This is a genomic window from Bradyrhizobium jicamae (assembly GCF_018130695.1).
GTDB lineage: Bacteria > Pseudomonadota > Alphaproteobacteria > Rhizobiales > Xanthobacteraceae > Bradyrhizobium > Bradyrhizobium jicamae_B.
In genome coordinates this window covers 187,782-214,260 of record NZ_JAFCJX010000003.1, presented here as the reverse complement: position 1 = coordinate 214,260, position 26,479 = coordinate 187,782, and the positions used below count along the sequence as shown (strand labels likewise).

General features: G+C 63.8%; 22 protein-coding genes. 9 read left to right on the top strand and 13 right to left on the bottom strand.

Annotated elements, in window-relative coordinates:
• Positions 1-7: 7 nt before the first annotated feature.
• The 5 genes from denD to JQ604_RS06195 form a co-directional block, all read right to left on the bottom strand.
• Entirely contained in the window at positions 8-994 is a 987-nt protein-coding gene (gene denD / locus JQ604_RS06215; RefSeq protein ID WP_212354371.1) for a D-erythronate dehydrogenase, read from the bottom strand.
• A gap of 42 nt (positions 995-1,036) precedes the next feature.
• Positions 1,037-1,960 carry a carbohydrate ABC transporter permease gene (locus JQ604_RS06210; RefSeq protein WP_212354369.1) on the bottom strand — a complete coding sequence of 308 codons (924 nt, stop codon included), beginning with the start codon at positions 1,958-1,960 and terminating at the stop codon, positions 1,037-1,039.
• Positions 1,961-2,122: 162 nt separating this feature from the next.
• Complete coding sequence (locus tag JQ604_RS06205) at positions 2,123-3,082, bottom strand: carbohydrate ABC transporter permease (protein WP_212354368.1); 960 nt, start codon at positions 3,080-3,082, stop codon at positions 2,123-2,125.
• A 79-nt stretch (positions 3,083-3,161) separates the two neighbouring features.
• Positions 3,162-4,481, bottom strand: coding sequence for an ABC transporter substrate-binding protein (locus tag JQ604_RS06200; RefSeq protein WP_212354366.1), 1,320 nt, complete (start codon positions 4,479-4,481; stop codon positions 3,162-3,164).
• A 100-nt stretch (positions 4,482-4,581) separates the two neighbouring features.
• Entirely contained in the window at positions 4,582-5,649 is a 1,068-nt protein-coding gene (locus JQ604_RS06195; RefSeq protein WP_212354364.1) for an ABC transporter ATP-binding protein, read from the bottom strand.
• 208 nt (positions 5,650-5,857) lie between these two features.
• Here JQ604_RS06195 and JQ604_RS06190 point away from each other — a divergent pair, with 208 nt between their 5' ends.
• The 7 genes from JQ604_RS06190 to JQ604_RS06160 all read left to right on the top strand — a co-directional run bounded on the left by JQ604_RS06190 (position 5,858) and on the right by JQ604_RS06160 (position 12,346).
• Entirely contained in the window at positions 5,858-6,886 is a 1,029-nt protein-coding gene (locus JQ604_RS06190) for a LacI family DNA-binding transcriptional regulator (RefSeq protein ID WP_212354362.1), read from the top strand.
• 216 nt (positions 6,887-7,102) lie between these two features.
• Positions 7,103-8,950 (top strand): IlvD/Edd family dehydratase, encoded by a 1,848-nt coding sequence (locus JQ604_RS06185; protein WP_212354360.1) that lies wholly within the window; start codon positions 7,103-7,105, stop codon positions 8,948-8,950.
• Positions 8,951-9,072: 122 nt separating this feature from the next.
• Positions 9,073-9,804 carry an SDR family oxidoreductase gene (locus JQ604_RS06180; protein ID WP_212354358.1) on the top strand — a complete coding sequence of 244 codons (732 nt, stop codon included), beginning with the start codon at positions 9,073-9,075 and terminating at the stop codon, positions 9,802-9,804.
• Positions 9,805-9,827: 23 nt separating this feature from the next.
• Entirely contained in the window at positions 9,828-10,574 is a 747-nt protein-coding gene (locus tag JQ604_RS06175) for an SDR family NAD(P)-dependent oxidoreductase (RefSeq protein ID WP_212354356.1), read from the top strand.
• A 132-nt stretch (positions 10,575-10,706) separates the two neighbouring features.
• The gene (locus tag JQ604_RS06170) at positions 10,707-11,096 is read left to right on the top strand and encodes a GFA family protein (RefSeq protein WP_212354354.1); all 390 of its coding nucleotides are present in this window, start codon (positions 10,707-10,709) and stop codon (positions 11,094-11,096) included.
• A 59-nt stretch (positions 11,097-11,155) separates the two neighbouring features.
• Positions 11,156-11,836, top strand: coding sequence for a site-2 protease family protein (locus JQ604_RS06165; RefSeq protein ID WP_212354352.1), 681 nt, complete (start codon positions 11,156-11,158; stop codon positions 11,834-11,836).
• Between the two features lie 99 nt (positions 11,837-11,935).
• Positions 11,936-12,346, top strand: coding sequence for a hypothetical protein (locus JQ604_RS06160; protein ID WP_212354671.1), 411 nt, complete (start codon positions 11,936-11,938; stop codon positions 12,344-12,346).
• A 320-nt stretch (positions 12,347-12,666) separates the two neighbouring features.
• Here JQ604_RS06160 and JQ604_RS06155 read toward each other — a convergent pair whose 3' ends face one another.
• From JQ604_RS06155 to JQ604_RS06120, 8 genes are all read right to left on the bottom strand, one after another.
• Positions 12,667-13,455, bottom strand: coding sequence for an energy transducer TonB (locus JQ604_RS06155; protein ID WP_212354350.1), 789 nt, complete (start codon positions 13,453-13,455; stop codon positions 12,667-12,669).
• 15 nt (positions 13,456-13,470) lie between these two features.
• On the bottom strand, positions 13,471-13,935 hold the full coding sequence (locus JQ604_RS06150; RefSeq protein WP_212354348.1) for a biopolymer transporter ExbD: 465 nt from the start codon (positions 13,933-13,935) through the stop codon (positions 13,471-13,473).
• 3 nt (positions 13,936-13,938) lie between these two features.
• Complete coding sequence (gene exbB / locus JQ604_RS06145) at positions 13,939-14,916, bottom strand: tonB-system energizer ExbB (protein ID WP_212354346.1); 978 nt, start codon at positions 14,914-14,916, stop codon at positions 13,939-13,941.
• Positions 14,913-15,602, bottom strand: a complete 690-nt coding sequence (locus tag JQ604_RS06140) for a Fe2+-dependent dioxygenase (RefSeq protein ID WP_212354344.1) — start codon at positions 15,600-15,602, stop codon at positions 14,913-14,915. Before JQ604_RS06140 ends, exbB begins: the two co-directional genes overlap by 4 nt.
• Before the next feature lie 22 nt (positions 15,603-15,624).
• Positions 15,625-18,177, bottom strand: coding sequence for a TonB-dependent receptor (locus JQ604_RS06135; RefSeq protein ID WP_212354341.1), 2,553 nt, complete (start codon positions 18,175-18,177; stop codon positions 15,625-15,627).
• A 305-nt stretch (positions 18,178-18,482) separates the two neighbouring features.
• The gene (locus JQ604_RS06130) at positions 18,483-20,873 is read right to left on the bottom strand and encodes a TonB-dependent receptor (RefSeq protein WP_212354339.1); all 2,391 of its coding nucleotides are present in this window, start codon (positions 20,871-20,873) and stop codon (positions 18,483-18,485) included.
• Positions 20,874-21,132: 259 nt separating this feature from the next.
• Positions 21,133-21,372: a hypothetical protein gene (locus JQ604_RS06125; RefSeq protein WP_212354337.1), complete on the bottom strand. Its 240-nt coding sequence runs from the start codon at positions 21,370-21,372 to the stop codon at positions 21,133-21,135.
• Between the two features lie 105 nt (positions 21,373-21,477).
• Positions 21,478-21,939, bottom strand: coding sequence for a MarR family winged helix-turn-helix transcriptional regulator (locus tag JQ604_RS06120; RefSeq protein WP_212354336.1), 462 nt, complete (start codon positions 21,937-21,939; stop codon positions 21,478-21,480).
• 175 nt (positions 21,940-22,114) lie between these two features.
• On the opposite strand from JQ604_RS06120, the gene JQ604_RS06115 reads away from it, so the two are divergent.
• Both JQ604_RS06115 and JQ604_RS06110 read left to right on the top strand, forming a co-directional pair.
• Complete coding sequence (locus JQ604_RS06115) at positions 22,115-23,281, top strand: efflux RND transporter periplasmic adaptor subunit (protein WP_212354334.1); 1,167 nt, start codon at positions 22,115-22,117, stop codon at positions 23,279-23,281.
• On the top strand, positions 23,278-26,424 hold the full coding sequence (locus tag JQ604_RS06110; RefSeq protein ID WP_212354331.1) for a multidrug efflux RND transporter permease subunit: 3,147 nt from the start codon (positions 23,278-23,280) through the stop codon (positions 26,422-26,424). The genes JQ604_RS06115 and JQ604_RS06110 overlap by 4 nt, the downstream gene beginning before the upstream one ends.
• Positions 26,425-26,479 lie beyond the last annotated feature (55 nt).

The window sequence follows — 26,479 nt, the reverse complement described above, 5'->3', positions numbered from 1 at the left end:
CTGGAACTCAGGCGGCGAACTTGCCGCCGAGCTCGTCCTCGATGTGAATCCGGATGATGTCGTCAAAGGTCTTCTCGGCCGTGGTGAAGCCGAGCTTGAGCGCGCGCTCCATCGCGAAATCACGCGGCCAGCCGGCGACGATGCCGATGATGGTCGGATCGGGCACACGCTTGATGCGCGCAACGACGTTCTTGCCGGCGACGCGGTCCAGCGCTGCGATCTGCTCGCCGACAGTGGCGGAGAGACCGGGCATGCTGACGTTGCGGCGCGCTCCCATCGTGTTGAGGTCCATGGTGCCGGCGTGGATCAGGAAGCCCACCGCCGAGCGCGGCGAGGCATGCCAGTGCCGGACGTCCTCGGAGACCGGCAGGATCGCCTCCTCACCCGCCAGCGGCTCGCGGAGGATATTGGAGAAGAAGCCGGAAGCCGCCTTGTTCGGCTTGCCCGGCCGCACGCAGATCGTCGGCAGGCGGATCGAAATGCCGTCGAAGAAGCCGCGGCGGGTGTAGTCGTTGATCAGCAGCTCGCAGATCGACTTCTGGGTGCCGTAGCTGGTCAGCGGCGTGTGGAAGAACTCGTCGCCGATCTTCTCGGGGAATGGCGCGCCGAACACCGCGATCGAGGACGTAAACACCAGCCGCGGCTTGTAGCCGCCACCGGCCGTGCGGATCGCGTCGATCATGTAGCGCGTGCCGTCGAGGTTGATCCGGTAGCCCTTGTCGAAATCGGCTTCCGCCTCGCCCGAAACGATCGAGGCGAGCAGGAAGATCACGTCAGGCCGCTCGGCGATCAGTGTGGCCGCCGCGCCGGGCTCGGCGAAATCGGAGGCGATCACCTTGAGGGGGATCTTGGCGTCGGCCGGCCTGGCCGGCTCGACCACATCGTGCAGCGTCATGCGACCGATGTCGCGGTTGCCCAGCCGTCCCTCGCGCAGCAAGCGCTCCGTCAGCTTGCGGCCGACCATGCCGGCGGCACCGAGAATCAGAATGTGCAAGACCCTACTCCTAGTAGTTTGAGAATCCGGACGCGGGCCTGCCTACTCTTTCACGGCTCCCGTCATGGCGGAGACATAATGCTCTACGAAGAAGGCGTAAAGGATAACCAGCGGCAGCGAACCGCATAGCGCCCCTGCCATCAGCGAACCCCAGCGATAGATGTCGCCGTCGACGAATTCGTTGACGATCGCGACCGGCACCGTCTTGTTCGGGGTCGATTGCAGGAACGTCAGCGCGTAGATGAACTCGTTCCAGCACAGCGTGAAGCAGAAGATGAAGGCCGAGATCAGACCAGGGATCGCCAGCGGCAGCACGATCTTGATCAGGATCTGCCAGCGGCTCGCGCCATCGATCAGCGCGCACTCTTCCAGCTCGAACGGGATGGTCTTGAAATAGCCCATCAGGAGCCAGGTCGAGAACGGGATCAGAATGGTCGGATAGGTCAGGATCAACGCCATCGGCGAGTCGAACAGACCGTACTGGAACACGACGGTCGCCAGCGGAATGAACAGGATCGACGGCGGCACCAGATAGGCCAGGAAGATCAGCCCGCCGACTAGGTTGGCGCCCTTGTAGCGCAGACGCACGATCGCATAGGCCGCCAGCACGCTCGCGATGATCGACAGCACGGTGGCGCCGACCGCGACATACATCGTGTTCCAGAGCCAGTGCGGATAGTAGCTCTCGAACAAGAGCTTGTGGATGTGCTTGAAGGTCGGATTCCAGGTCCAGAACGGATTGAACTTGTCGAGGTCGAGCAGCTGGTCGTCCGGTTTGATCGCCGTCAGCCCCATCCAGTAGAACGGGAACAGCAGGATGACGACGATGATCCCGAGCGGGATGTACAGCGTCACGATCCGCCGCGGCAGCGACTGCAGATAGCTCATGCCCTCGCTGTTATCGACGCGGGCCGGCGTCGACAGCACGGTCTTGAGGTCGACCTTGGTGGCGGGAAGATCAGTCATGACACAATCCTCGTGTCTCGCATTGTGTCCCGCACGCAGTGCAGCGCGCAGCGGTGCACCGCAGATGCGGGACCCATGGTCGATTTAGGCACTTTGTGGGTCCCGGTTCTGCAGCGCACCGCTGCGCGCTGCGCAGCGCCCGGGACACGGAGAGCAAAGAGATCAGTCATTGCTCTCTCCCTGCTGCCACTTGCGCCGCTGCAATCCGAACCAGGACACCATGATCGCGGCGAGCAGGAACGGGATCATCGCGCTGGAAATTGCGGCGCCCTCGCCCAATTGTCCCGCGATGATCGCGCGCTGGTAGGATAGCGTCGCCATCAGATGGGTCGCGTTGACGGGGCCGCCGCGGGTCATCGCCCAGATCAGCTGGAAGTCGGTGAAGGTGAACAGCACCGAGAAGGTCATCACCACCGCGATGATCGGCGTCAGCAGCGGATAGGTGATGTAGCGGAAGCGTTGCCAGCTGGTCGCGCCATCGAGGATCGCCGCCTCGTAAAGCGATGGCGACACCGTCTGCAGGCCGGCCAGCAGCGTGATCGCCACGAACGGCACGCCGCGCCAGATATTGGCAAAGATCACGCAGATGCGGGCCCAGGTGGTGTCGCCGAGGAAGTTGATGTTCTGGGTGATCAGGCCGAGATGCTTCAGCGACCAGGAGATGATCGAGAACTGGGAATCGAATATCCACCAGAACGCCAGCGCCGACAGCACCGTCGGCACGATGAACGGGATCAGCACGGCCGCGCGCAGGATCGCCTTGAACGGCATGCGCTCGTTGAGCAGCAGCGCGAGATAGAGACCGACACCGAATTTGATGGCGCTGGCGATGGAGGTGTACAGCAGCGTGTTGAACACCGAGAGCCAGAAGATCGCGTCATCCCACAGCCATTCGTAGTTCTCGGTGCCGACGAAATGGCCGACGCGGCCGATGCGGGTGTCGGTGAAGGACAGCCAGATGCCGAGTCCCAGCGGATAGGCCAGGAAGAAGATCAGGAACGCCATCGCCGGCAGCATGAACCAGAAGCCGAGCCAGTTCTTGTTGTGCTTGAGCTGGTCCCAGGTGGTCGCTTCGCGAAGCGCGGGCTTGGCACGTCTTGGCGTAAGGGCGATGTCAGCCATGGCGTTTTCCCTGGGCGATGTCCGATAAGAAAGTAACGATACGCGGGCGGCGGGGCTGCCGCCGCCCGCGCCTCTTTGATCAGCGATAGATGCGCTTCAGCTGCCGCTCGGCTTCGGCCATCGCGGTCTTGCCGTCCTTGGCGCCAGTGCAGTAGTTGGCGAACATGTCGACCACGATGAAGTCGGCAATCGCGGTTGCCGCCTTCTCGCCGGGCGTGCCGATGCCGGACGCCGGCAGCGCGCGCTTGGAGGCCTGGCCGAACACGCCGTTCTTCGGATCCGCGGTCCACACCGGCGCGGAGTCATAGGCATTGAGCGTGTGGGTCAGATAGCCCCGCGCGCCGGTCAGCCACTTGTCGTAGTTTTCCTTCTCCAGCATGAAGGCAATGAAGGCCTTTGCCGCATTCGGATATTTGCAGAAGTTGAAGGCGAGGATCGGCACCGCCAGCTGCAGCTCGGTCGGCTTGCCGATCGGCCCAACCGGCCACAGCGCGTGGTCGATATCCTCGGCGAGTTCCTTCTTGCTCGCGTCATCCTTGGCGGCGATGTAAATCGAGATGCCGTTCGAGGTCAGATACAATTCGCCCGACAGGAATGCCTTGTTGTTGGAAGAGTCGTTCCAGGACGCGACGCCCGGAATGAAGGTCTCCGACAACGCCTTGGCATAGTCCAGCGCCTTCATCGTCTCCGGCGAGTTGATGATGACCTTGTCGTCCTTGTCGACGGTCCAGCCGTTGTGGCCCCAGAGGATGTTGTGCACCCAGGCGTTGGCGTCGCCGGTGGCGTGGCCGAGCGCGAAGCCGGCCGGGGTGTTGTTCTTCTTCAGGGCCTTGCACAGCTCGAGATAGGCCGGGAAGTCGGACGGCACAGTCTTGAAACCGGCCTTCTCGACCGCAGACTTGCGGTAGGTCAGATAGCCGCCGACAGTCGCGACGGGAATGCCGAGCCAGTCATTGCCCTTCTTGCAGGTGATGGCCGCAGCGTCGGTCCACCCGCCGTACTTCTTGCCGAGATAATCGGCAACGTCGTTCATCGGGATGACCTTGGTCGGGAACAACTGCGGCAGCGTGTGCAGGCCCCAGGCGAGATCGAGGCCGGAGCCGGTATTGGCGGCAACCGAGGCCTTCGGCTGCACGTCCTCGAAGGACTCGGAGAACACGTTCATCTCGGTGCCGGTCGCCGCCTTGAAGGCCGCGACCATCGCGTTGAACGCATCGTCTTCGGACGGAACGAAGCGCTTCCAGCGCATCACCGTGAGCTTGGCGCCCGGCTCCGCCTTCCAGGGCGAGGTCTGCGCCCAGGCCTTGGCGAAGTCGAAGAGCGCAGGCCCGGTGAGTGCCCCGGCTGCGGCAAGCGCGGTGCCGCCCTGAAGCAGCGAGCGGCGAGTGAAATCGTGCATCGTTCTTCCTCCCTTATGAAATGCTTTTTGTTTTGGTCTTGTTATCGTGTCGGCCGGCCTGTTGGTCGGCCGTTCGTCAGTCAATCAGCTGGTCAATCGATCAGCCGTTCAGTCGCTTGCCGGTGCCGTCATCGAACAGATGAACCAGGGTCGGATCCGGCTTCAGCCGCACCTTGTCGCCGGGATTGAACTGATGGCGCTCGCGGAACACGGCGACGACCTGCTCGCCGCCGAGCTTGGCGAACACCTGGGTCTCAGAGCCGGTCGGCTCGACGACGACGATCTCGGCCTCGGCACCGTCGTCGGCAATCGTGAAGTGCTCGGGCCGCACGCCGTACACCGCGGGCTTGCCGTCGGAATTGGCCGGCGCCGATTTCAGCGGCAGCTTCACCCCGTTCGGGCCCTCGAAATAGGCCGATCCGTTCACCTTGACGCTGCCCTTGAGGAAGTTCATCGCGGGCGAGCCGATGAAGCCGGCGACGAACTGATTGGCCGGCGTGTCGTAGAGCTCGAGCGGCGATCCCATCTGCTCGACGATGCCGTCATGCATGACCACGATCTTGTCGGCCATGGTCATGGCCTCGATCTGGTCGTGGGTGACGTAAACCGTCGTGGTCTTGAGGCGCTGGTGCAGTTCCTTGATCTCGGTGCGCATCGCGACGCGCAGCTTGGCGTCGAGGTTCGACAGCGGCTCGTCGAACAAGAAGACTTGGGGATCGCGCACGATGGCGCGGCCCATCGCGACGCGCTGGCGCTGACCGCCGGACAGTTGGCGCGGATAGCGGTCGAGCAGCGGGGTCAGCGCGAGGATTTCCGCGGCACGCTTGACGCTGGCCGAGATCTCGTCGGCCTTGGCGCCGCGCAGCTTCATCGAGAAGCCCATATTGTCGGCGACCGACATGTGCGGATAGAGCGCGTAGTTCTGGAACACCATCGCAATGTCCCGCTCCTTCGGCTGGACGTTGTTGACGACGCGATCGCCGATCGAGATCGTGCCCGAGGTGATGTTCTCGAGACCTGCGAGCATGCGCAGCAGGGTCGACTTGCCGCAGCCGGAGGGGCCGACCAGAACGACGAATTCGCCGTCCTCGATCGGGATCGTCACGCCGTGCAGGACCTCAAAATTGCCGAACGACTTCCGCACGTCGCGAATCTGGACCGACGACATCCACTTCCCTCCTCATCTTTTCCCGGCGGTGTACGACGAGTTGCCGTGACCGCTCTGTTCTTGCTCCGGCGTCGCTTGTGCGAGGCCCGATGGACTGATGTTATTGTCCGCAGTTTAGCCGGTTTTGGCAATCGTTCGATTAGCAATCGGTTGGTAGCGCTGTCAATATCAGTTTATCCACCGCGGCGCCTGTGATATGAGCGAAAAAATGGCACGCAAGCCGACCAAGCCCGAGAAGATCAGGCTGACCGAAGTGGCGAAACTCGCCGGCGTCAGTCCGATTACGGCGTCGCGCTTCTTCCGGACACCGGAGGCCCTGTCGGCCGGCAAGCGTGTGCGGGTTGAAAGCGCGGCGCGAGAGCTCGGCTATGTGCCGAATCTTGCGGCGCGAGCGCTGGCCTCGCAGCGCACCGAGGTGATCGGCGTGCTGATCCCCTCGCTGACCAACAACGTGTTCTCCGACGTGCTGCGCGGCATCTATGACGCGCTTGACGGCAGCCGTTACAGCATCCAGCTCGCCAACACCCGCTATAGCATCCTGCTCGAAGAAAGGTTGCTGCGTCTTTTTCTGGCACAGAAGCCGGCCGGGCTGATCGTGACCGGCATCAACCAGACCGCCGACTCCCGCAAGATCATGGAAGCGGTGGATTGCCCGATCGTCCAGATCATGGAGATCGGTCCCTCGCCGGTCGACATGATGATCGGTTTTTCGCATTTTGACGCCTCGAAAGCCGCGATCTCGCACCTGCTCGAGCAGGGCTACCGCAGGATCGGCTTCCTCGGCGCCCGCATGGACCCGCGGGTGCAGCGCCGGCTCGACGGCTATCAGGCGGCGATGACCGAGGCCGGACTGTTCGACCAGCGGCTGATTGTCACAACGGCGGTGCCGACGTCGGTCACGCTCGGCGGCACGCTGTTCGCCGATCTCCTGTCCAAGGCGCCCGAGATCGAGGCGGTGTTCTGCGTCAACGACGACCTGGCGCTCGGCGCCATGTTCGAATGCAAGCGACGGCACATGCCGGTGCCCGATCAGATGGCGATCATCGGCTTCAACGACCTCGAATTCGTCTCATCCAGCGTGCCGCCGCTGAGCAGCGTGCGCACCAACCGCTACGAAATGGGCAGGAATGCTGGCACAATGGTGATCGAGGCGCTGGAGGGCCGACGCCCGGCCCAGCCGGTGGTCGATCTCGGCTTCAGCGTGATCGCCAGGCAAAGCTCGGTCCGCAAACCCTGACATTTGTGCCGCCGCACAGCAGCCATGAGGAGGCAAAAAAGACAAAATGATAGCGCAACCAAAGTTCTTCAACTAAGGTCCAATCCCACCCGCGATGACACGAATTCGTCACGGGCGGGTTTGTAATGCGCAAGGATTTGCGCAAGGTAGAAATCAGAGCCCATCCAACGGGCCGATGCGAGTTTGCATTGCGGGAAACACCCGGGAGACACTTCAATGACAAAATCCCACAGCAACGGGCACGACGCCGCCGGTCAGAGCAATGGCCAGACCAAGGGCAAGGGCCGCAAGCTCCGCTCCCAGGAGTGGTTCAACAACCCGCATAATCCGGGCATGACCGCGCTCTATCTCGAGCGCTACCTCAATTACGGGCTGACCCGCGAGGAACTGCAGGCCGGCAAGCCGATCATCGGCATCGCCCAGACCGGCAACGACCTCTCCCCCTGCAACCGCCACCACCTGGAGCTGGCGCATCGCGTCCGCGAGGGCATCCGCGCCGCCGGCGGCATCGCGATGGAGTTTCCGACCCATCCGATCCAGGAAACCGGCAAGCGCCCGACGGCTGCGCTCGACCGCAACCTCGCCTATCTCGGCCTGGTCGAGATCCTCTTTGGCTATCCGCTCGACGGCGTGGTGCTGACCACCGGCTGCGACAAGACCACGCCGGCCTGCATGATGGCCGCCGCCACCGTCAACTTGCCCGCGATCGTGCTGTCGGGCGGCCCAATGCTGAACGGCTGGCACGAAGGCCAGCGCACCGGCTCCGGCACCGTGGTCTGGAAGGCGCGCGAGCGGCTCGCTGCCGGCGAGATCGACTATGAGCAGTTCATCGAGATCGTCGCCTCTTCGGCACCCTCGGTCGGCCATTGCAACACCATGGGCACCGCCTCGACCATGAACTCGCTGGCCGAAGCGCTCGGCTTTTCGCTGCCGGGCTGCGCGGCGATCCCCGCGCCCTATCGCGAGCGCGGCCAGATCGCCTACGAGACGGGCAAGCGCATCGTCGACATGGTCTGGGAAGATCTGAAGCCGTCGGACTTCCTGACCCGCCAGGCCTTCGAGAACTGCATCGTGGTCAACTCCGCGATCGGCGGCTCGACCAATGCGCCGATCCACATCAACGCGCTGGCGCGCCATGTCGGCGTCGAGCTGTCGATCGACGACTGGCAGAAGTACGGCCACGACGTGCCGCTGATGGTGAATTTGCAGCCGGCCGGCTTCTATCTCGGCGAGGAATTCCACCGCGCCGGCGGCGTGCCGACGGTGGTCGGCGAATTGATGAAACACAAGCGCATCCACGAGAACGTGCTGACCGTGAACGGCCGCACCATGGGCGAGAACTGCAAGGATGCGGCCAAGCCCGATGGCGATGTGATCTGGACCTACGACAAGCCGATGGTGAAGGACGCCGGCTTCATCGTGCTGCGCGGCAATTTGTTCGATTCCGCGATCATGAAGACCAGCGTGATCTCCAAGGAATTCCGCGACCGCTATCTCGTCAATCCGAAGGACCCCAACGCCTTCGAGGGCCGCGCCGTCGTGTTCGAGGGTCCGGAGGATTATCACGAGCGGATCGAGGATCCCGCGCTCGGCATCGACGAGCACTGCGTGCTGTTCATCCGCGGCACCGGTCCGATCGGCTATCCCGGCGGCGCCGAGGTCGTGAACATGCAGCCGCCGGCGGCGCTGATCAAACGCGGCATCCTGTCCCTGCCCTGCATCGGCGACGGCCGGCAGTCCGGCACCTCGGGCTCGCCTTCGATCCTCAATGCCTCGCCGGAGGCCGCGGCCGACGGCGGGCTTGCGATCCTCAAGACCGGCGACAAGGTGCGCATCGACCTCAACAAGGGCAGCGCCAACATCCTGATCTCCGAGGACGAGATCCGCACCCGCCGCGCCGAGCTGAAGGCCAAGGGCGGCTTCCCCTTCCCGGCGCATCAAACGCCGTGGCAGGAGATCTATCGCAACACCGTCGGCCAGCAGTCCACCGGCGCCTGCATGGAGCTCGCCACGCGCTACCAGAATATTGCGGGCACGGTCGGCGTGGCGCGCGACAATCACTGACGCATCGTCATTGCGAGCGCAGCGAAGCAATCCATCTCTCCTCTGCGGAAACATGGATTGCTTCGTCGCTTCGCTCCTCGCAATGACGAAATACAAATCAAGAAGAACTCCGGGAGACATCCATGTCCAATCGACTGAAGGGAAAGCGCGCCGTCGTCACCGCGGCGGCAGCCGGCATCGGGCGCGCCTGCGCCATCGCATTCGCGCGTGAAGGCGCGACCGTGATCGCGACCGATATCAATGAAGCCGGCATCGCTTCGCTCACCAAGGATGGCATCGCGGAAACGGCAAAACTCGACGTCCGCAGCACCGCCGACGTCAACGCGTTCGCAAAACGTGTCGGCACCATCGACGTGCTGCTCAATGCGGCCGGCTTCGTGCACAACGGCACCATCCTGGAATGTTCGGAAGAGGACTGGGATTTCTCGTTCGACCTCAACGTCAAGTCGATGCACCGGACCATCAAGGCGTTCCTGCCGGCGATGCTGGCGAAAGGCGGCGGCAGCATCGTCAACATCTCCTCCTGCGCCGCGCTGCGGCCGCCGGCCAACCGCTACGTCTACAGCGCATCGAAGGCGGCGGTGTCGCTGCTGACCCGCGCGGTCGCGCTCGACTTCATCACCAAGGGCATCCGCTGCAACGCGATCTGCCCCGGCACCGTGGAGACGCCGTCAATGCTCGACCGCGCGGCCGCGGTCGGGCCGCAGGGCAAGGACATGTTCGTCGCCCGCCAGAAGATGGGCCGGCTCGGTACTGCGGAAGAGATCGCCGCGATGGCGGTCTATCTCGCCAGCGATGAGGCCGCCTTCACCACCGGCGTCGACATGGTCGTCGACGGCGGTTTCATGCTCTGATCTCCACATAGAAGGCGTCCGGCATGAACAAGATCGATCTCAACGGCCGCTGCGCCGTCGTCACCGGCGGCGCGCAGGGTTTTGGCCGCGCCATCACCGAGCGCTTCGTGGCCTCGGGCGCAAAGGTCGCGATCTGGGATTTCGACCAAACCCTCGCCGAGAAAACCGCGAAGGCGATCGGCGATGCCGTCACCGTGGTCAAGGTCGACGTCTCCGATCCCGCCTCCGTCACCGCCGCGCGCGACGCGACGCTCGGAGCGTTCGGCAAGATCGACATCCTCGTCAACAATGCCGGCATCGCCGGCGTCAATGCGACCGTATGGGAGACCGATCTTGAGGAATGGCGCAAGGTGATGCGCATCAATCTCGACGGCCCCTTCATCTGCTGCAAGGCGATCGTGCCCGCGATGATCGCGCAGAGATACGGCCGCATCGTCAACATCGCCTCGATCGCCGGCAAGGAGGGCAACCCGAACGCCGCGCATTACTCCGCGTCGAAAGCCGGCCTGATCGCGCTGACAAAGTCGCTCGGCAAGGAGCTCGCCCAGCACGATATCCTGGTCAACGCGGTGACGCCGGCCGCGGCGAAGACCGCGATCTTCGACCAGCTGACCCAGCAGCACATCGACTTCATGCTGTCGAAGATCCCGAAGGGCCGCTTCGTGCTGGTGGAAGAGCTCGCCGCGATGGTGGCGTGGCTGTCATCGGCCGATTGCGGCTTCTCCACCGGCGCGGTGTTCGACATCAGCGGTGGCCGAGCGACGTATTGAACTTCATCCCCTCAGCCAGAGGGGGCCGCACAGCGGCCGTCTCGAAGGGCGAGGCCACCAGGTAAGGCCTCGCCCTTCGAGACGCGCGTTCCGCGCTCCTCAGGATGATGGTCTAAAATTCGGAGCGCGACAATGATCCGGGAAGGCGGATGCCTGTGCGGCGCGGTTCGCTTCAAAGCTGAAGGCGAGCCGCTCAACGTCCGGATCTGCCATTGCCGCACCTGCCAGAAGGCGATGGGCTCGCCATTCTACGCCCGCGCGATGTTCGAGCCGCGCGCCGTGACGGTCGAAGGCGAGACCGGCCGCTTTCTCTCATCGCCGGCGATCGCGCGCGAATTCTGTACCGCGTGCGGCACGCGGCTGTTCACCCGCCGCACCAACGGCACCGCCATGGGCATCGCCCTCGCCTGCTTCGACGACCGCAATGCCTTTCCGCCGACCGAGCACATCTGGGTGTCGGAGAAGATCGCCTGGGTGTGCATCGATGACGGCCTGACGCAGTATCCGGGAACGATCACGTAAGCTGACGGTCACAGATTCCATGCTAGCGTTCCGCCGTTGAAACAACCAAGGCAGCGCGCGTGAACATTTCCCTCTACGACATCTCGATCTGGGTGCTGCCGCTCGTCATCGCCATCACCTTCCATGAGGCGGCGCATGCCTTCGTCGCCTACCGGCTGGGCGACAACACCGCTTTCCAGCTCGGCCGCGTCAGCTTCAACCCGCTGCGGCATATCGACCCCTTCGGCACCATCATCCTGCCCGGCGTGCTCTTGCTGTCGCATTCGCCGTTCCTGTTCGGCTATGCCAAGCCGGTACCGGTGAACTGGCGCAACCTCAACCACCCTCGCCTCGACATGGTCTGGGTGGCGCTGGCCGGCCCGGTGACCAACATCGTGCTGGCGACGGCGGTGGCGCTGGCATTCCACGCCCTGCCCTGGGTTCCCGCAGAGGCCGCCAAATGGACCGCGGACAATCTGAAAAACGCGTTCCTGATCAACATCGTGCTGGCGATCTTCAACATGATGCCGATCCCGCCGCTGGACGGCGGCCGGGTCGCGGTCGGGCTGCTGCCCCGCCCCCTGGCTTATCCGCTGGCGCGGCTTGAGCCCTACGGCATGCTGATCCTGATCGGCCTCCTTATCCTGCTGCCGATGCTTGGGCAGAATCTCGGCCTAAATCTTGATGTTATTTCAACGATACTGCGAACTCTGACCGGCTATGTGATCAGCGCCCTTCTCCTCATAACCGGAAACACCTAGTTTGACTTAGCGCATGGTTTAATCGAGACACCCGTCCCATTTTCCGGGGCGTGCGCAGGGAGACAACGCTTCGAGGCCATGGTGATCAAAGCTGCCGATATGTTGATTGCACGCCGCGCCGACACCCGCGCGCGGGCAGACTTTGCAACCTGGAAGATGATGGCCAAGCTCAACGGCGCCTCGGCTTTGCCGCCGGAAGCGCAGAACTTCCTGGAGAGCTACAAGACGATGCTCGCCCAGATGGGCGAAGCCGACGCCAGCGAGGCGACGATCCAGCTGATGTACAAGAGTTACTACGCCGAGATGGGCGGCGCCGGCACCGCCCCCGAAATCCCCGCCCGCGCCCGCGAGGGAACCAACGACACCGGCAACGTCACCGCCTTCCGCCGCCTGCCCAACAAGCCGAAGCAAGGCGCGAGTGGCCCCGCCGCCAAGCGCCCGCTGCCGGTGGCGCTGATCTTCGGCTGCCTCGTCGTGGTGTACGTGGCGATCCGGATGTACTGGCGGTAAGACGGCGTCAGATAAATTGGTTGAAGAGACGCTTGCGGCAATTGCAGCCACTTGGCTCGTTGCAATGAATGGCGCTTGTTCGCGAGAGACCATTCCCGCAGATTGGTCTTCGGATCGGAGAAATGGAAACGAAAGCATGATCCGGAAAAGTGCGAAGCGGTTTTCCGAAAAGATCATGCGCAAACAAAGAGCTAAAGCGCGATGATGATTCAACCCAATCTCATCGCGCTTTAGCGATCCCCTCTGGATCACCCAACATGCGCGGGTGATCACACCACGGGATGGTTACACCGCCTTCGAAGGACGACGCAGGGGTAGACCTATTTCGGCTTGTTGAACTTGACCTGGATGTTGTAGCTGAAGGTATCCTCGGTCCGGTCGGCCGGCGGTGGTGGCAGCTCCGGATCGGAACGGCGCACCATTGCCAGCGCCTCCTCGTCATAGGACGGATCGCCTGAGGATTCAGCGATCGCGAGCTGGATCACGCGCCCAAGCCGGTTCAGGACGAAACTGACCGTGACATTCGCGGCCTTGCCCTTGTGCACCTTCGGGTAACGCTTGTTCTTCTCGAAGATGCCGCTGATCTTCTTCATCCAGTTCTTGGTCAGCTCGCCCTTGTCATTGCCGAGTCCCGGATTTGGTGCCGCCGGCAGGTCGGCGACCTTGGCACCGTCGATCGGCTGCGGCGCAGCCGCCTCCTGGGCGATCGCGGGGTCCGAGGCGGCGGCCTGGGCTGCCTCGATCTTCGGATCGTCTTCAGTCGGCTTCTTGGATTCGCGCTCGGTGACGACGCGGTCGGCCTCATCGGGCTCGGTCGGCTTGTCCTTCGGCAGGTCGGTCGGCTTGGCCTCGGCCTGCTGCTCGGCTTGCGCGGGCGACGCGGCGGTCTGCTCTGCGTCGGGGCCCGGCGGCAGATCGGTCTTTTCGACGTTCGGCGCCACCAGCTCGACCCCGATCGCGGACACGGCGGCACCGAGCCCTTCATCGTCGTCGTCCGGTTGCAGGTGAATCAGTGCAAGCGCTGCCCCGCCCACATGCAGCGCAACGGCAACCACGGCCGCTGCGACCCAGAGCGATTTGCTCGATTTTCGTTCGTCGATGTCAGCCATGGCTCACATCCCCGGTCAGGGATTGGGGCTCGCCGGAGCGGCTTGCTTGTCCGCTGCAGGCGGGACATTTTCCAAAGTCAGCTTGACCTTCGTGTAGTCCCCGTCGCGCAGCAACTGCAGCACGCCCATCACCTCGCCATAGGGAACGGTGCGATCGACGCGCAGGAACACGTTCTTGTCCTTGCTCATCCCCTGCTTGGAATCGAGCAGACGAACGAGATCGACCCGCTTGACGACATCGTTGTCGATCGCGACCGCCAGATCGGCCTGGATGGTGACAAAGGTCGGCTTGTCTTCCCGCTTCTGCGGCGTGGCCGTCGAGGTCGGCAGGTTGACGGGCAGATCTACGGTCGAGAGCGGCGCCGCCACCATGAAGATGATCAGCAGCACCAGCATCACGTCGATGAACGGCGTGACGTTGATCTCATGCGACTCCGCGAACTCGTCGTCGCCGTCATTGTCTGCGAGCGAGACTGCCATGCCCTACTCCGCGGCCGAGCGCGACAACGAGCCGCCATGGATACGGTCGAGATCGCGCGACAGCAACCGCCCCGCGGCGCCCGAGGCGCGGCCGACCAGCTCGAGATAGCCCTTCGTGACGCGGGAGAAGTGGTTGTAGATGATCACGGCCGGGATCGCCGCAACGAGGCCGATCGCGGTCGCCAGCAACGCTTCCGCGATGCCCGGCGCAACCACGGCGAGGTTCGTGGTCTGCGATTTCGAGATGCCGATGAAGCTGTTCATGATGCCCCAGACGGTGCCGAACAGGCCGACGAAGGGCGATGTCGCGCCGATGGTGGCGAGCAGGCCCATGCCGAGACGGACGCGGCGCGCCTCGGCGCGCGTGATCTCGGCAAAGGTCGACGCGGCGCGCTCCTTGATGCCGCTGTCGCTGGAGATCCCGGCCGACAGCCGGCCCTCGCGCATCGCGGCGCTGATGAAGGACGACAGCACGCTGCCCTTGGCGCCAAGCGCAAGCTGCGCTTCCGCGAGCGAGCGTGCCTCACCGATCTTGGTGAGCGCACCGCGCAGCTTGCGTCCGATCACCGTCAGCTCGATCATCTTGGCGATGAAGATCGTCCAGGTGACCAGCGAGGCGAAAGCAAGACCGATCATCACCGCCTGGACGATGATGTCGGCATTCTGGAACATCTTCCAGGGCGACAGCTCGGCCATTCCGATCGTGACTCCGGCCTTGGTCCTGCTCTCGCCCACCGGTTGCACGGTCTTTCCGTCACTCGCCGACGGCTGACCCGGGGCCGGCGTGAGAGCCGACGGGGTTGCAGCCGAAGGAGCCGGCTCCGCCTGAACAACCGGCGCGGCCGGCTGCGCGGCAACTGGGGCCGCCTGCTGTTGCGATGCGGCCGGCGCCGGCTGTTGCGCCTGCGACGGCATGGCAAGCGCCAGCAGCGCCAGCGCGGCGATCACGGCGGGGGTAGCGCGGGAGAAACAATTGTTCATACTTCGGCCCAGTGGCGGATCAGGTTGTGATAGATGCCAGTCAATTTGACCGTTTCAGGGTCATCACGCCCGAGCCGCTCGACCAGGGCCTGGATCGCTGTGTCGAGATCGAAGATCAGGCTGCGGGCATGGGAATCCCGTACCATGCTCTGCAACCAGAAAAAAGACGCAACTCGCGTTCCGCGGGTCACCGGAGTGACCAGATGCAAGCTGGACGCAGGATAAAGTACGAGATCGCCCGCCGGCAGCTTGATTTCGTGGCTTCCGTAGAGGTCTTCGATCACGAGCTCGCCGCCGTCATACTCGTCCGGCTCCGATAAAAACAGCGTGACCGACAGGTCGGTGCGGATCCGAAGGCCCGTCAGCCTGTCCCCGCGCACGGCATTGTCGACATGGAGGCCGAAATGATGGCCGTCGGAGGCGGCGTAGCGGTTGAACAGCGGCGGGAAGATCTTCAGCGGGATCGCCGCCGAGATGAAGCGCGGGCTCGCGGTCAGCGCCGACAGGATGCGGTTGCCGAGCTGGCGCGCGACCTCGCTGTCGGGCGGCAATTGCTCGTTGCGCTTGACCATGGCCGAGGCGGCGCCGGCCGTCGAGCGGCCGTCCTCCCAGGAGGACGCGTCCATGATGCGGCGGAAGTCCGCCACATCAGCCTTGGTGAGCACGTTGGGAACACAGATCAGCATCGCGTCGGCTAGACCGCCTCCATCAGTAGCGCGCCGAGAGCACCACATAGGCGGCGCGTCCCGGAGCTTCCAGCACGAACGGCGCCGCGCTCTGGTAGAGCGCGTCGTAGTAGCGCTTGTCGAAGATGTTGTTGACGAAGAACTTGAGCTGCCAGTTCTTGTTGATCTTCGCCTCAGCAAAGGCGTCGAAGCGCCAGTAGCTCGGGATCGACGTGCCCTGGTTGGCCGCCAGCAACGTGCCGCCGTAGATCTTCGAGCGATAGACCGCCTGCCCGCCGAGCTCCCAGACATCGGTGAGCTGGTACTTGGTCAGCAGGCTGAACGACTGGTGCGCGACGTTGGCGAGCGGCAGCCCGACATTGGTCGGGTACAACGTTTTGTTGGCCGATGGCGCCAGGGACTTCGTCACCGCCGACTCCATCAGCACGAGACCGCCGAACACGCTCCATTTGTCGGTGATCTTGCCACCGACGCCGAGGTCGATGCCGCGAATTCGATAGGCCGCGCCCGCCGTGATACAGGATACGGTGGTCGAGCCGGTCGGCGGGTTATATGTGCAGCCCAGTCCCGCTGCGGTGACCGCGTCGCCAACGTTCTGCGCTTCGCGTGCATTGTCCTTGGTGGTCTGGAACAGGGCTGCCGTCAGCAGCAGATGGCGATTGAACAGCTCCCATTTGGTGCCGACCTCGATGGCCTTGTTCTTTTCTGGCCCGAAGATTTGCGTATTGCCGCCCGCGAGACCCGGATTGACGCCGCCATAGGCCGTGCTGGTGCCGTCGAATTCGGCGCCTACCGGATTCGCCGAAGTTGCGTAGGCAATGTAGACACTGCCATTCGGCAACGGCTTGTAGGTCAGGCCGAGATTGAAGTTGGGAATCAGGAATTCGGCCGACTGCTGGGCGGGCGCCCCGCCGGTCGTATATCCAGACGTCTTGAGGCTATAATTGTCGTAGCGGAAACCGCCGTTGAGGATCAGCAGGTCATGATAGTTCGCGCTATCCATGACGTAGCCGCTGACGGTGTCGATGCCGATCTTGGTCGGAAGGCCTGCCAATGCGAGCGCCTTGCCAGGCAAAAACGTGTCCTGGGGATAGAAGACGCTGACACCCGTCGGCGACCCCGATGGGCTTGTGGGAATTCCGTTCCCTTCCGAGGTGAGCCCGAGATACTTGTCGATCGACGATCGCTCACGATCGACTTCGATTCCCGCCAGCGCGGTATGCTTGAAGCCAATCCCGTCCTGGAATTTGTAGGTCGCCTCCGTTTGGTTGGCGAGCACGTCGGTGACCTGGATGCGGCTCTGCGGATTCATCGTCAGCGTATAGGCTGTGAACGGAGCGTTGGGCGCTAGCGTCGGCGACTCCGGCAACGTTCCGACATAGTTTTGGGACGAGCTAGACGCGCGGAACTTGTTGCTAAGCATCAGGTCGGGCGTGATCTGCACTTCCGCATTGAGCGTGCCGATGTCCTGACCGGTCCGATAAAAGTCGCGGTTGATCTGGCCATACCAGTTGTTGCGGTTGACGCCGAAATCCGGGAACGGCCCCCCCGCGGTGCTCGACGTGCTCGGCCGATAGTACGGCACGCCGAAATCCGGCACGCCCGTCAGCTCGGTATGGATGTAGCCGGCGGTGATCTTCACCGCATCCACCGGCTTCCACGTCGTCGCGACGAAGGCGCCATCGCGGTTGTCCTTGACGTAGTCGCGGCCGGCGACGTTGGCGTCCTGGAACAGGCCGCCGGCGCGGATCGCGAGCGTCGGGTTGATCACCTGGTTGACGTCGAGCGTGACACGCTTGGTCTGGTCGGTGCCAAACGTGGTGTCCATGTTGTAGAAGCTCTTCTCCGTCGTCGCCTGCTTGGTGACGATGTTGATCGCACCGCCGGCGATGCCGCGGCCGGAGAAGGTCGAGCCTGGACCACGCAGGATCTCGACCTGCTCGGTGAAGAAGTTCTCGCGGACGCTGACGCCGGAGTCGCGCACGCCGTCGATGAAGATGTCGTTGCGGGCGTCGAAGCCGCGGATGAAGAAGCGGTCGCCGAAGGCGTTGCCGCCCTCGCCCGAGCCGAGCGTGACGCCGGCGGTCGACAGGATCGCCTGCTTCAGCGAGGTGGCGTTCTTGTCCTCGAGCACTTCCTTGCTCAACACGGTGATCGACTTCGGCGTGTCGACCAGCTTCTCCGGGAATTTGCCGCCGGCCTGCACGTGATCGACCTTGTAGGGCGCGGACGGGTCGGCGTAGGGGTTGCGGTCGGCGCTGAGCGACGGGCCGGGATTTGCCGGAGCCTGCGCCGCCTGCTGGCGCTGCGCGGCGGCGCGGCGCAGCGCGTTGCGGGCGCGGATTTGCTCCGCGGACGGCTTGGACGCCGCCGGACGCGGCCGCGCCACCGGAGCATCGACCGACACCGGCGGGAGGTTGTTGGACGTCTGCGCCTCGGCACCGGAGAACGACGCCACCGCGATCAGGCTTGCGACCGCAGAGACCTTCGCCCCGGAATAGTTGTCCGTCTTGTCGTCGACCGAGTTGAGCGCCGCGTCGAAACGCAGCGACCTCGGTGCTTTCAGATTGTTCATTCCACGCCCCCGACACTTTCGCCTCATGCGCGCGATTGTCGCGCGACGAGTTGTCCTACCGGGGGTATCGATGGCGAAAATGTGCGTCAATGCGATCACAGCAACACTGCGTCCAATTCCAGCCACTTCAAAGCGATTCTAATCTGCAGTCTGAAACGGTTCTAAACTTCGTTTTGAAGCGTTCTAATAACCGTTCTAAGAAGTCGTGAATTCGGTACGCTTCCCGCGCGCTGCAGGCGCCGGTTGATGTTGCATCGACGATGCGGCGGTCACCGCCGCATCGTCCCGCAGACAGCATCGACCGCTCAGAACTTCGCTGACGTCACGAGGTAGAATGCCCGCCCCGGCGCGACCGCGACGAACGGCGTCGCGCTGCGATAGAGCGTATCGTAGTACAGCTTGTTGGTCAGGTTCTGTGCATAGAACTTGACGCTCCAGTGCTGGTCGATCTTCTTCTCGACGAACGCATCGAAGCGCCAGTAGCTCGGCAGCACCGTACCCGTGTTGGCGCCGAAGGTGCCGCCATAGATCTTCGAGCGGTAGACCGCCTGCCCGCCAAGCTCCCAGTCGCCGTCGAACTTGTATTTGGACAGCAGGCTGAACGACTCGTGGGCGATGTTGGCCATCTGCAGCCCGATGTTGGACGCGAGCGCGCTCTGCGTGACCTTCGATTTCATCAGCACCAGACCACCGAAAACGCTCCAGCGATCGGTGATGTTGCCGCTGACCTCGAGGTCGATGCCCTCGACCTGGTAGGCCGCACCCGACGCCAGAACCCCGTTGACGGTTTCGCGCGCGTTCTTCTTCTCGGTCTGGAACAGCGCGCCTGTCACCAGCAGATGACGGTCGAACAGCTCCCATTTGGTACCGACCTCGGCTGCCCGGTTGCGTTCGGGTCCAAGGATCGTGGTGGCGCTGGGAGGAACACCGCCATAGTCCGTCGCGGTACCGTCGAGCTCGGAGCCGAACGGATTGGTCGAGGTCGCGTAGGCCGCATAGAGACTGCCGATCGGCACCGGCTTGAAGACGATGCCGCCGTTGTAGTTCACGAAATCCGAGTTGACCTTGGCGGATGCCGTGTTGTTCGACGACCGCAAATCGTAGCCGTCATACCGCACGCCGCCGTTCAGGATGATGGTGTCCTGCCAGTTCGCGGTATCGATGACGTAGAGAGCCTTGCTGTCGACATTGTAACGGGTCGGATTTCCGCTCAACGACGGAAGCGTGTTGAACGCGGTGAAGGTGTAGGTCGGGAAATAGATCGACTGGCCGGGCAAGGACCCGTTGGGATTGAACGCGCCCGCGCCGGCCGCTTCCGATGCGAGCCCGGTGTAGCGGTCGATCCCGACGCGCTCGTTGGAGACCTCGAGCCCGACCGCCGTCGTATGCCTGACCGATCCGGTGTTGTATTTGAACGTGGCCTCTTCCTGGTTCGCCAGGACGTCGACCCACTGGTTGCGGCTCTGCGGCGCGGCGGTGAACGTCCATTTCGTCGGATCGGGATTGGTCGTGACCGGCGAATTAGGCAGCGTGCCGATATAGGCCAGCAGCGAATGCTCCGCACGGGTGCGGCTGGTCAGGGTGATGCTGTCGGTGACCTTGTACTCGCCCGTCAGCGTGCCGAAGTCCTGCCGCGCGGTCTGGAAGTCGCGGTTGACGAAGCCGTACCAGTTCTGGCGCGGGATGCCGGCCTCGGTGACCGGCGTATTGCCCTGCCGATACCAGGGCACGCCGAAGTCCGGCAGGCCGCTGAGGTCGGTGTGGACGTAGTTGGTGGTGATCTTGATGTCGTTGGTCGGCGTGTACTTGGTGGAGATGAAGCCGCCCCAGCGATCGTCGGTGACGTAGTTGCGGCCGGCGACGTTGGCGTCCTGGAACATGCCGCCGGTGCGCACCGAGAAGGTCGGGCTGATCACCTGGTTGGTGTCGAACGTGACGCGCTTGGTGCGATCGGTGCCGAAGGTGGTGTCGGCGTTGGTGAAGTTGTAATCGGCAGCCTGCTTGGTCACGATGTTGATGGCGCCGCCGGCGGTGCCGCGGCCCGCATAGGACGAGGCCGGACCGCGCAGGATCTCGATCTGCTCGGTGAAGAAGTTCTCGCGGATCGAGACGGCGGGGTCGCGGATGCCGTCGATGAAGACGTCGTTGCGGGCATCGAAGCCGCGGATGAAGAAACGGTCGCCGAACGCGTTGCCGCCCTCGCCCGAGCCGAGCGTCACGCCGGCGGTGGAGCGCCCGACCTCGCGCAGCGAAGTGGCGTTCTTGTCCTCCAGCACCTCCTTGCTGAGCACGGTGATGGTCTTCGGCGTGTTGAGCAGCGGCTCGGGAAACTTGCCCGAGGCCTGCACGCGGTCGACCTTGTAGGGCGCGGCAGGGTCGGCATAGGGATTGCGATCGGGAGCGACGCTCGCTGCTGCAGCAGCCGGCACCGCCTGCGGAGTCCGCGATGCGCGGCGCAGCGCGTTGCGCGCGCGGACCTGCTCGGGATTCGGTTTTGCCGCGGCCGGACGCGGCCGCGCCACCGGCGCGTCGACCGACACCGGCGGCAGGCTCGATTGCTGCGCTTCGGCCGTCGAGAATGATGCCACGGCGATCAGGCTCGCAACCGCGGAAACCTTCGCGCCCGAACACAGGTTGTCGTCTGCCGCGGCCGCTGCGCATGCGCGCAGCGAGCCCGGCACTTTCAGATTTTTCATTTTCGCGCCCCCAGAAATCCTTCGTACGCTTGCGAGGCGCAACGAACACTTATTGAGGGGCGTGGTTATCGATCACGAAAATGTGGGTCAATGCGACAACCTGTACACCAAGATGGAATCACTCCAGTTCAAAACGATTCCAAAAACTCGCGCCGAGCTTGCTCACCACGATGACGCAATCGACGCCGTGCGAAACGCTACAAGACGCGGCCTCTCAGGTCTCCGCGACATGCACGGACACCGATCGAAACAGAAAAATTCACTCGCTGCTCGGCGGCTTCATCAGCGAGAACAGCTCGTCGACGGTGCGTTGCGCGACCTGGCGCACCCGCTCGGTGTTCTCCATGCCGGCGATGTTGACGCCGCCCACGACGGCCCTGATCTCGTCGCGGAAGTCGGTGAGGAAGCGCAACGGATCGCGCTGCTCGTTGGCGACGCGCGCGATCAATCCCGTGATCAGGATCTGACAGGCCATCATGCGTCCATTCAACTCGTCCATCGTGCGCTCCTGATCTCGGCAAACTTCATCTGCCGCGCGATATGGACGACATCGGCGGGTGTTTCAACCGGATACGAGGGAGAACGGCGGCAACAAACGTCGTACCTACTTCGCGGCGATGCTCTCAGGCCCCTCGCCGTGCGTCTTGATGCGATCCTTGATGTCGCGCAGCGTGGTCAGGCTGGCCTCGATCTGCTCCATCGGCACATCGCGCAGCACGTCGCCTGCGATCGCATCGCGCAAGGCATCGAGATCGTCGACGAGCTTGCGCCCGCTCTCGGTCAGGAACAGACGGTTGGCGCGCCGGTCACGCGGATCGGGCCGCCGCTCGAGCAGACCGTGCTCGACCAGACGATCGAGCAGACGCACCAGCGAGATCGGCTGCAGCTCGAGCACGTCGGCGAGATCGACCTGCGACAGCCCCTCCTGCGCGCGCAGTCGAAACAGCACGATCCATTGCGCGCGCGTCGTGCCGCGCGTCTTGGCGCGATGGTCGATGTAATTGCGCAGCAGGCGCGAGCTCTCGACGAGTTGCGCGACCAGCTGACGTTTCAAATCGAGCGACATGACATCACGTCAAAATGCTTGAACGTTTCCATTTGTTTCTGACCCTAAACCTTTCCAAATGTTTAGGATTCTCAAGCCTTGGTGTGTTTACACATTAAGTGCACGCGTATTATATCCGCAAGCTCTGGGAACCGTTTCAATCACCCATTATTGTTCGTCGAACCCAAGAGCCTGCATGTCAAAGTCGAGCACCATCGTTGGGGTCCTGCTGATCGCTGCGATCGGCACAGGGGGATACTTTGGCTGGCAGAAATATCAGGGCGACAAGCTCGCCGCTGAAGCTGCGCAGAAGCGCGCAGCGGTCCGGCCAGCGGTGCCGGTGAAGACCGCGCCGGTCGAGAAAGCCGACTTCCCGGTCTATCAGTTCGGCCTCGGCTCAGTGCAGGCCTTCAACACCGTGCAGGTCCGCACTCGCGTCGACGGACAGATCACCAAAATCGCCTTCAAGGAAGGCCAGTTCGTCAAGGAAGGCGATACGCTGGTCGAGATCGATCCGCGCCCGTTCCAGGCGGCGCTCGACCAGGCCAAGGCCAAGAAGGCGCAGGACGAGGCCAACCTCGCCAACGCCAATCTCGACCTGCAGCGTTACACCAAGCTCGGCGAGTTCGCGACGCGCCAGCAGCTCGACACCCAGCGCTCCACGGTGGCGCAGCTCACCGCGCAGATCGCCGCCGATGAGGCCGCGATCTTCAACGCGCAGACCCAGCTCGACTACGCCACCATCAAGGCGCCGTTCTCGGGCGTCGCGGGCCTCCGCCAGGTCGACATCGGCAACATCGTCAATGCTGCAACCCAGACCGGCATCGTCAGCATCACCCAGGTCGAGCCGATCGCGGTGATCTTCACCGCACCGGAAGACCAGCTGCCCGACATCAAGGCAGCGCTGGCGGCCGCACCGCCGAAGACCATCGCGCTCTCCACCGACGGCAAGCGCGTGCTCTCGACGGGTACGCTGGCGCTGATCAACAACCAGGTCGACACCACGAGCGGCACGATCCGGCTGAAGGCGGTGTTCGACAACAAGGACCACGTCCTGTGGCCGGGCCAGTCGGTCTCAACGCGTCTTCTGGTAAAGACGCTGAAGGACGCCACCGTGATTCCAGACGATGCCGTCCAGCACGGCACCGACGGCCTCTATGCCTATGCGGTGAACCCGGACAACAAGGCCGAGCTGCGCAAGATCAAGGTCGACCAGTCGATCGACGGCAAGTCGGTGATCTCTGAGGGCCTCAATCCCGGGCAGCAGGTGATCACCGCAGGCCAGTACAAGGTCTCGCCCGGCACGCTGGTATCGACGGCGGTCGCGAGCTCCGATCAGCCGCAGAAGGTCAAGTCGGAATGAGCGGCGGAATCTCCTCACCCTTCATCCGCTATCCCATCGGCACCTCGTTGCTGATGGCCGGTATCCTCTTCGTGGGCCTCGTCGCCTATCCGCTGCTGCCGGTCGCACCGCTGCCGCAGGTCGACTTCCCGACCATCCAGATCACCGCGACGCTGCCGGGCGGCAGCCCGGAGACCATGGCGACCTCGGTCGCGCAGCCGCTGGAGCGCCAGTTCGCGCAGATCCCCGGCATCGCGCAAATGACCTCGACGAGCTATCTCGGCACCGCCTCGGTCACCATCCAGTTCGACCTCAACCGCAACATCGACGGTGCCGCCAACGACGTGCAGGCGGCGATCAATGCCGCCAGCGGCCAGTTGCCGAAGAGCCTCCCCTCGCCGCCGACCTATCGCAAGGTCAATCCGGCCGACTCGCCGATCCTGCTGCTGTCGGCGACTTCGGACACGCTGCCGCTGACCACGGTCAGCGATTCCGTCGACGCTCAGCTCGCCCAGCAGATCAGCCAGATCTCCGGCGTCGCCCAGGTCATCATCGGCGGCCAGCAGAAGCCGGCCATCCGCGTCCAGATCGATCCGGCCAAGCTCGTCGCCAAGGGATTGTCGCTGGAAGACGTCCGAGCAGCGATCAACATCACGACAGTCGACAGCCCGAAGGGCAATATCGACGGCGAAACCCGCGCCTACACCATCTACGCCAACGACCAGTTGCTGCAGGCCGACGCCTGGAACGACGTCATCATCGCCTATCGCAACGGCGGCCCCTTGCGGATCCGCGATATCGGCCAGGCCGTGACCGGTCCCGAGGACGCCAAACAGGCCGCCTGGGCCAACGGCAAGCGCGGCGTCTTCCTGGTCGTGTTCAAGCAGCCCGGCGCCAACGTCATCGACACCGTCGACAAGATCAAGGCGACGCTGCCGCGGCTGGTCGCCGCGATCCCGCCGGCAGTCAAGATCGAGGTGATCAGCGACCGCACCACCACGATCCGCGCCGCGGTCGAGGACGTCCAGTTCACCCTGCTCCTGACCATCTTCCTGGTCGTGATGGTGATCTTCGTCTTCCTGCGCAGCTTCTGGGCCACGGTGATCCCGGCCATCACTGTGCCGCTGGCGCTGCTCGGCGCCTGCGCGCTGATGTGGGTGTTCGGCTACACGCTCGACAATCTGTCGCTGATGGCGCTGACGATTGCCGTGGGCTTCGTGGTCGACGACGCCATCGTGATGCTGGAGAACATCAGCCGCTACATCGAGGAAGGCGAACGGCCGATGGCGGCCGCCTTCAAAGGTTCCAGCGAAATCGGCTTCACCATCGTCTCGATCTCGATCTCGCTGGTGGCGGTGCTGATCCCGCTGCTCTTGATGGGCGGCATCATCGGCCGCCTGTTCCGCGAGTTCGCGGTGGTGCTGGCGATGACGATCTTCGTCTCGATGTTCGTGTCGCTGACGCTGACGCCGATGATGGCCTCGCGCTTCCTGCGCGCTCACAACGAGGAGCGGCACGGCCGCTTCTACCAGATCAGCGAGCGCGGTTTCGACGCGATGCTGCGCGGCTATCAGCATGTGCTCGACCTCGCGCTGCGCTGGAAGTTCATCACGCTGATGATCTTCTTCGGCACGCTCGCGCTGTCGGTCTACATGTTCGTGATCATCCCGAAGGGCTTCTTCCCGCAGCAGGACAACGGCCTGATCACCGCGACCTCGGAGGCCAGCCAGGACATCTCCTTCGCCGACATGAAGCGCAAGCAGGAGGCGCTCGGCCAGATCGTGATGGCCGATCCCGCGGTGGCCTCGGTTGCGATGGCGATCGGCGGCAGCGGCCGCGCCGGCAACAATGGCAGCCTGTTCATCACGCTGAAGCCGCGCGACCATCGTGACGCCAACGCCCAGCAGATCATCGCCCGGCTGCGGCCGAAGCTGGAGAAGGTCGAGGGCGCCCGGCTGTTCATGCAGGCCGCGCAGGACGTCCGCCTCGGCGGCCGGCCGACCCGCACCCAGTTCGAGTTCACGCTGCAGGACGCCAATCTCGCCGAGCTCAACGAATGGGCGCCGAAGATCCTGGCCAAGATGCAGACGCTGGGCGAGCTGCGCGACGTCGCCACCGACCAGCAGACCAACGGCACCACGGTCGAGCTCAAGATCAACCGCGACACCGCCTCGCGCTACGGTATCCAGCCGCAACTGATCGACGACACGCTGTATGACGCGTTCGGTCAGCGCCAGGTGACACAGTACTTCACCCAGCTCAACAGCTACCACGTGATCCTCGAAGTGCTGCCGGAGCTGCAGGGCACCGCCGACACGCTGAGCAAGATCTATGTGAAGTCGCCGGCGACCGGCGACCAGGTGCCGCTCTCGACCTTTGCGAGCTGGACCACCGTGCCGGTGCGCCCACTCTCGATCAGCCACCAGGGCCAATTCCCGGCCATCACGATCTCCTTCAACCTCGCGCAGGGCGTCGCGCTCGGACAGGCGACGGATGCGGTGCAGAAGGCGATGGTCGAGATCGGCGCGCCCTCGACGCTGAACTCGAGCTTCCAGGGCACCGCGCAGGCGTTCCAGCAATCGCTCTCGACCGTGCCGCTGTTGATCCTCGCCGCACTCGTGGTCGTCTACCTGATCCTCGGCATTCTCTACGAGAGCTACATCCACCCGATCACGATTCTCTCGACCCTGCCCTCGGCCGGCGTCGGCGCGCTCGCGATTCTGATGGCGGCGGGCTTCGACTTCTCGCTGATCGCGCTGATCGGCATCATCCTCCTGATCGGCATCGTCAAGAAGAACGGCATCATGATGGTCGACTTCGCGATCGCCGCCGAGCGCGACCAGCAGATGGAGCCGGCAGCGGCGATCCGGCAGGCGGCGCTGCTGCGCTTCCGCCCGATCATGATGACGACGATGGCAGCTCTGCTCGGCGGCGTGCCGCTGATGCTCGGCACCGGCACCGGCTCGGAAATCCGCCAGCCGCTCGGCTACGCCATGGTCGGCGGCCTGATCGTGAGCCAGGCGCTGACGCTGTTCACGACGCCCGTGGTCTATCTCTATCTCGACCGCCTCTCCAATGCGTTTGCCAATTGGGGCCGCTCGCCGCGCGATGATCATTCCGCGCACGAAGGCGAGGAGCGCTCGGTCAAGGAAGCCGCCGAATGACTTGACTTTGACGGCTGCTCGGCACATCCGAAGTGCGTTCATTTCGGAGCCGCGC

Excerpts from the sequence above, each read along its gene's own strand:
- JQ604_RS06210 (WP_212354369.1), bottom strand. The coding sequence starts at position 1,960 with ATGACTGATCTTCCCGCCACCAAGGTCGACCTCAAGACCGTGCTGTCG.
- JQ604_RS06150 (WP_212354348.1), bottom strand. The coding sequence starts at position 13,935 with ATGGCAGTCTCGCTCGCAGACAATGACGGCGACGACGAGTTCGCGGAG.
- JQ604_RS06110 (WP_212354331.1), top strand. The coding sequence starts at position 23,278 with ATGAGCGGCGGAATCTCCTCACCCTTCATCCGCTATCCCATCGGCACC.
- JQ604_RS06120 (WP_212354336.1), bottom strand. The coding sequence starts at position 21,939 with ATGTCGCTCGATTTGAAACGTCAGCTGGTCGCGCAACTCGTCGAGAGC.
- JQ604_RS06190 (WP_212354362.1), top strand. The coding sequence starts at position 5,858 with ATGGCACGCAAGCCGACCAAGCCCGAGAAGATCAGGCTGACCGAAGTG.
- JQ604_RS06125 (WP_212354337.1), bottom strand. The coding sequence starts at position 21,372 with ATGGACGAGTTGAATGGACGCATGATGGCCTGTCAGATCCTGATCACG.
- JQ604_RS06180 (WP_212354358.1), top strand. The coding sequence starts at position 9,073 with ATGTCCAATCGACTGAAGGGAAAGCGCGCCGTCGTCACCGCGGCGGCA.
- JQ604_RS06195 (WP_212354364.1), bottom strand. The coding sequence starts at position 5,649 with ATGTCGTCGGTCCAGATTCGCGACGTGCGGAAGTCGTTCGGCAATTTT.
- JQ604_RS06185 (WP_212354360.1), top strand. The coding sequence starts at position 7,103 with ATGACAAAATCCCACAGCAACGGGCACGACGCCGCCGGTCAGAGCAAT.
- JQ604_RS06205 (WP_212354368.1), bottom strand. The coding sequence starts at position 3,082 with ATGGCTGACATCGCCCTTACGCCAAGACGTGCCAAGCCCGCGCTTCGC.
- JQ604_RS06115 (WP_212354334.1), top strand. The coding sequence starts at position 22,115 with ATGTCAAAGTCGAGCACCATCGTTGGGGTCCTGCTGATCGCTGCGATC.
- JQ604_RS06135 (WP_212354341.1), bottom strand. The coding sequence starts at position 18,177 with ATGAACAATCTGAAAGCACCGAGGTCGCTGCGTTTCGACGCGGCGCTC.
- JQ604_RS06140 (WP_212354344.1), bottom strand. The coding sequence starts at position 15,602 with ATGCTGATCTGTGTTCCCAACGTGCTCACCAAGGCTGATGTGGCGGAC.
- JQ604_RS06130 (WP_212354339.1), bottom strand. The coding sequence starts at position 20,873 with ATGAAAAATCTGAAAGTGCCGGGCTCGCTGCGCGCATGCGCAGCGGCC.
- exbB (WP_212354346.1), bottom strand. The coding sequence starts at position 14,916 with ATGAACAATTGTTTCTCCCGCGCTACCCCCGCCGTGATCGCCGCGCTG.
- JQ604_RS06155 (WP_212354350.1), bottom strand. The coding sequence starts at position 13,455 with ATGGCTGACATCGACGAACGAAAATCGAGCAAATCGCTCTGGGTCGCA.
- JQ604_RS06170 (WP_212354354.1), top strand. The coding sequence starts at position 10,707 with ATGATCCGGGAAGGCGGATGCCTGTGCGGCGCGGTTCGCTTCAAAGCT.
- JQ604_RS06175 (WP_212354356.1), top strand. The coding sequence starts at position 9,828 with ATGAACAAGATCGATCTCAACGGCCGCTGCGCCGTCGTCACCGGCGGC.
- JQ604_RS06160 (WP_212354671.1), top strand. The coding sequence starts at position 11,936 with ATGTTGATTGCACGCCGCGCCGACACCCGCGCGCGGGCAGACTTTGCA.
- JQ604_RS06200 (WP_212354366.1), bottom strand. The coding sequence starts at position 4,481 with ATGCACGATTTCACTCGCCGCTCGCTGCTTCAGGGCGGCACCGCGCTT.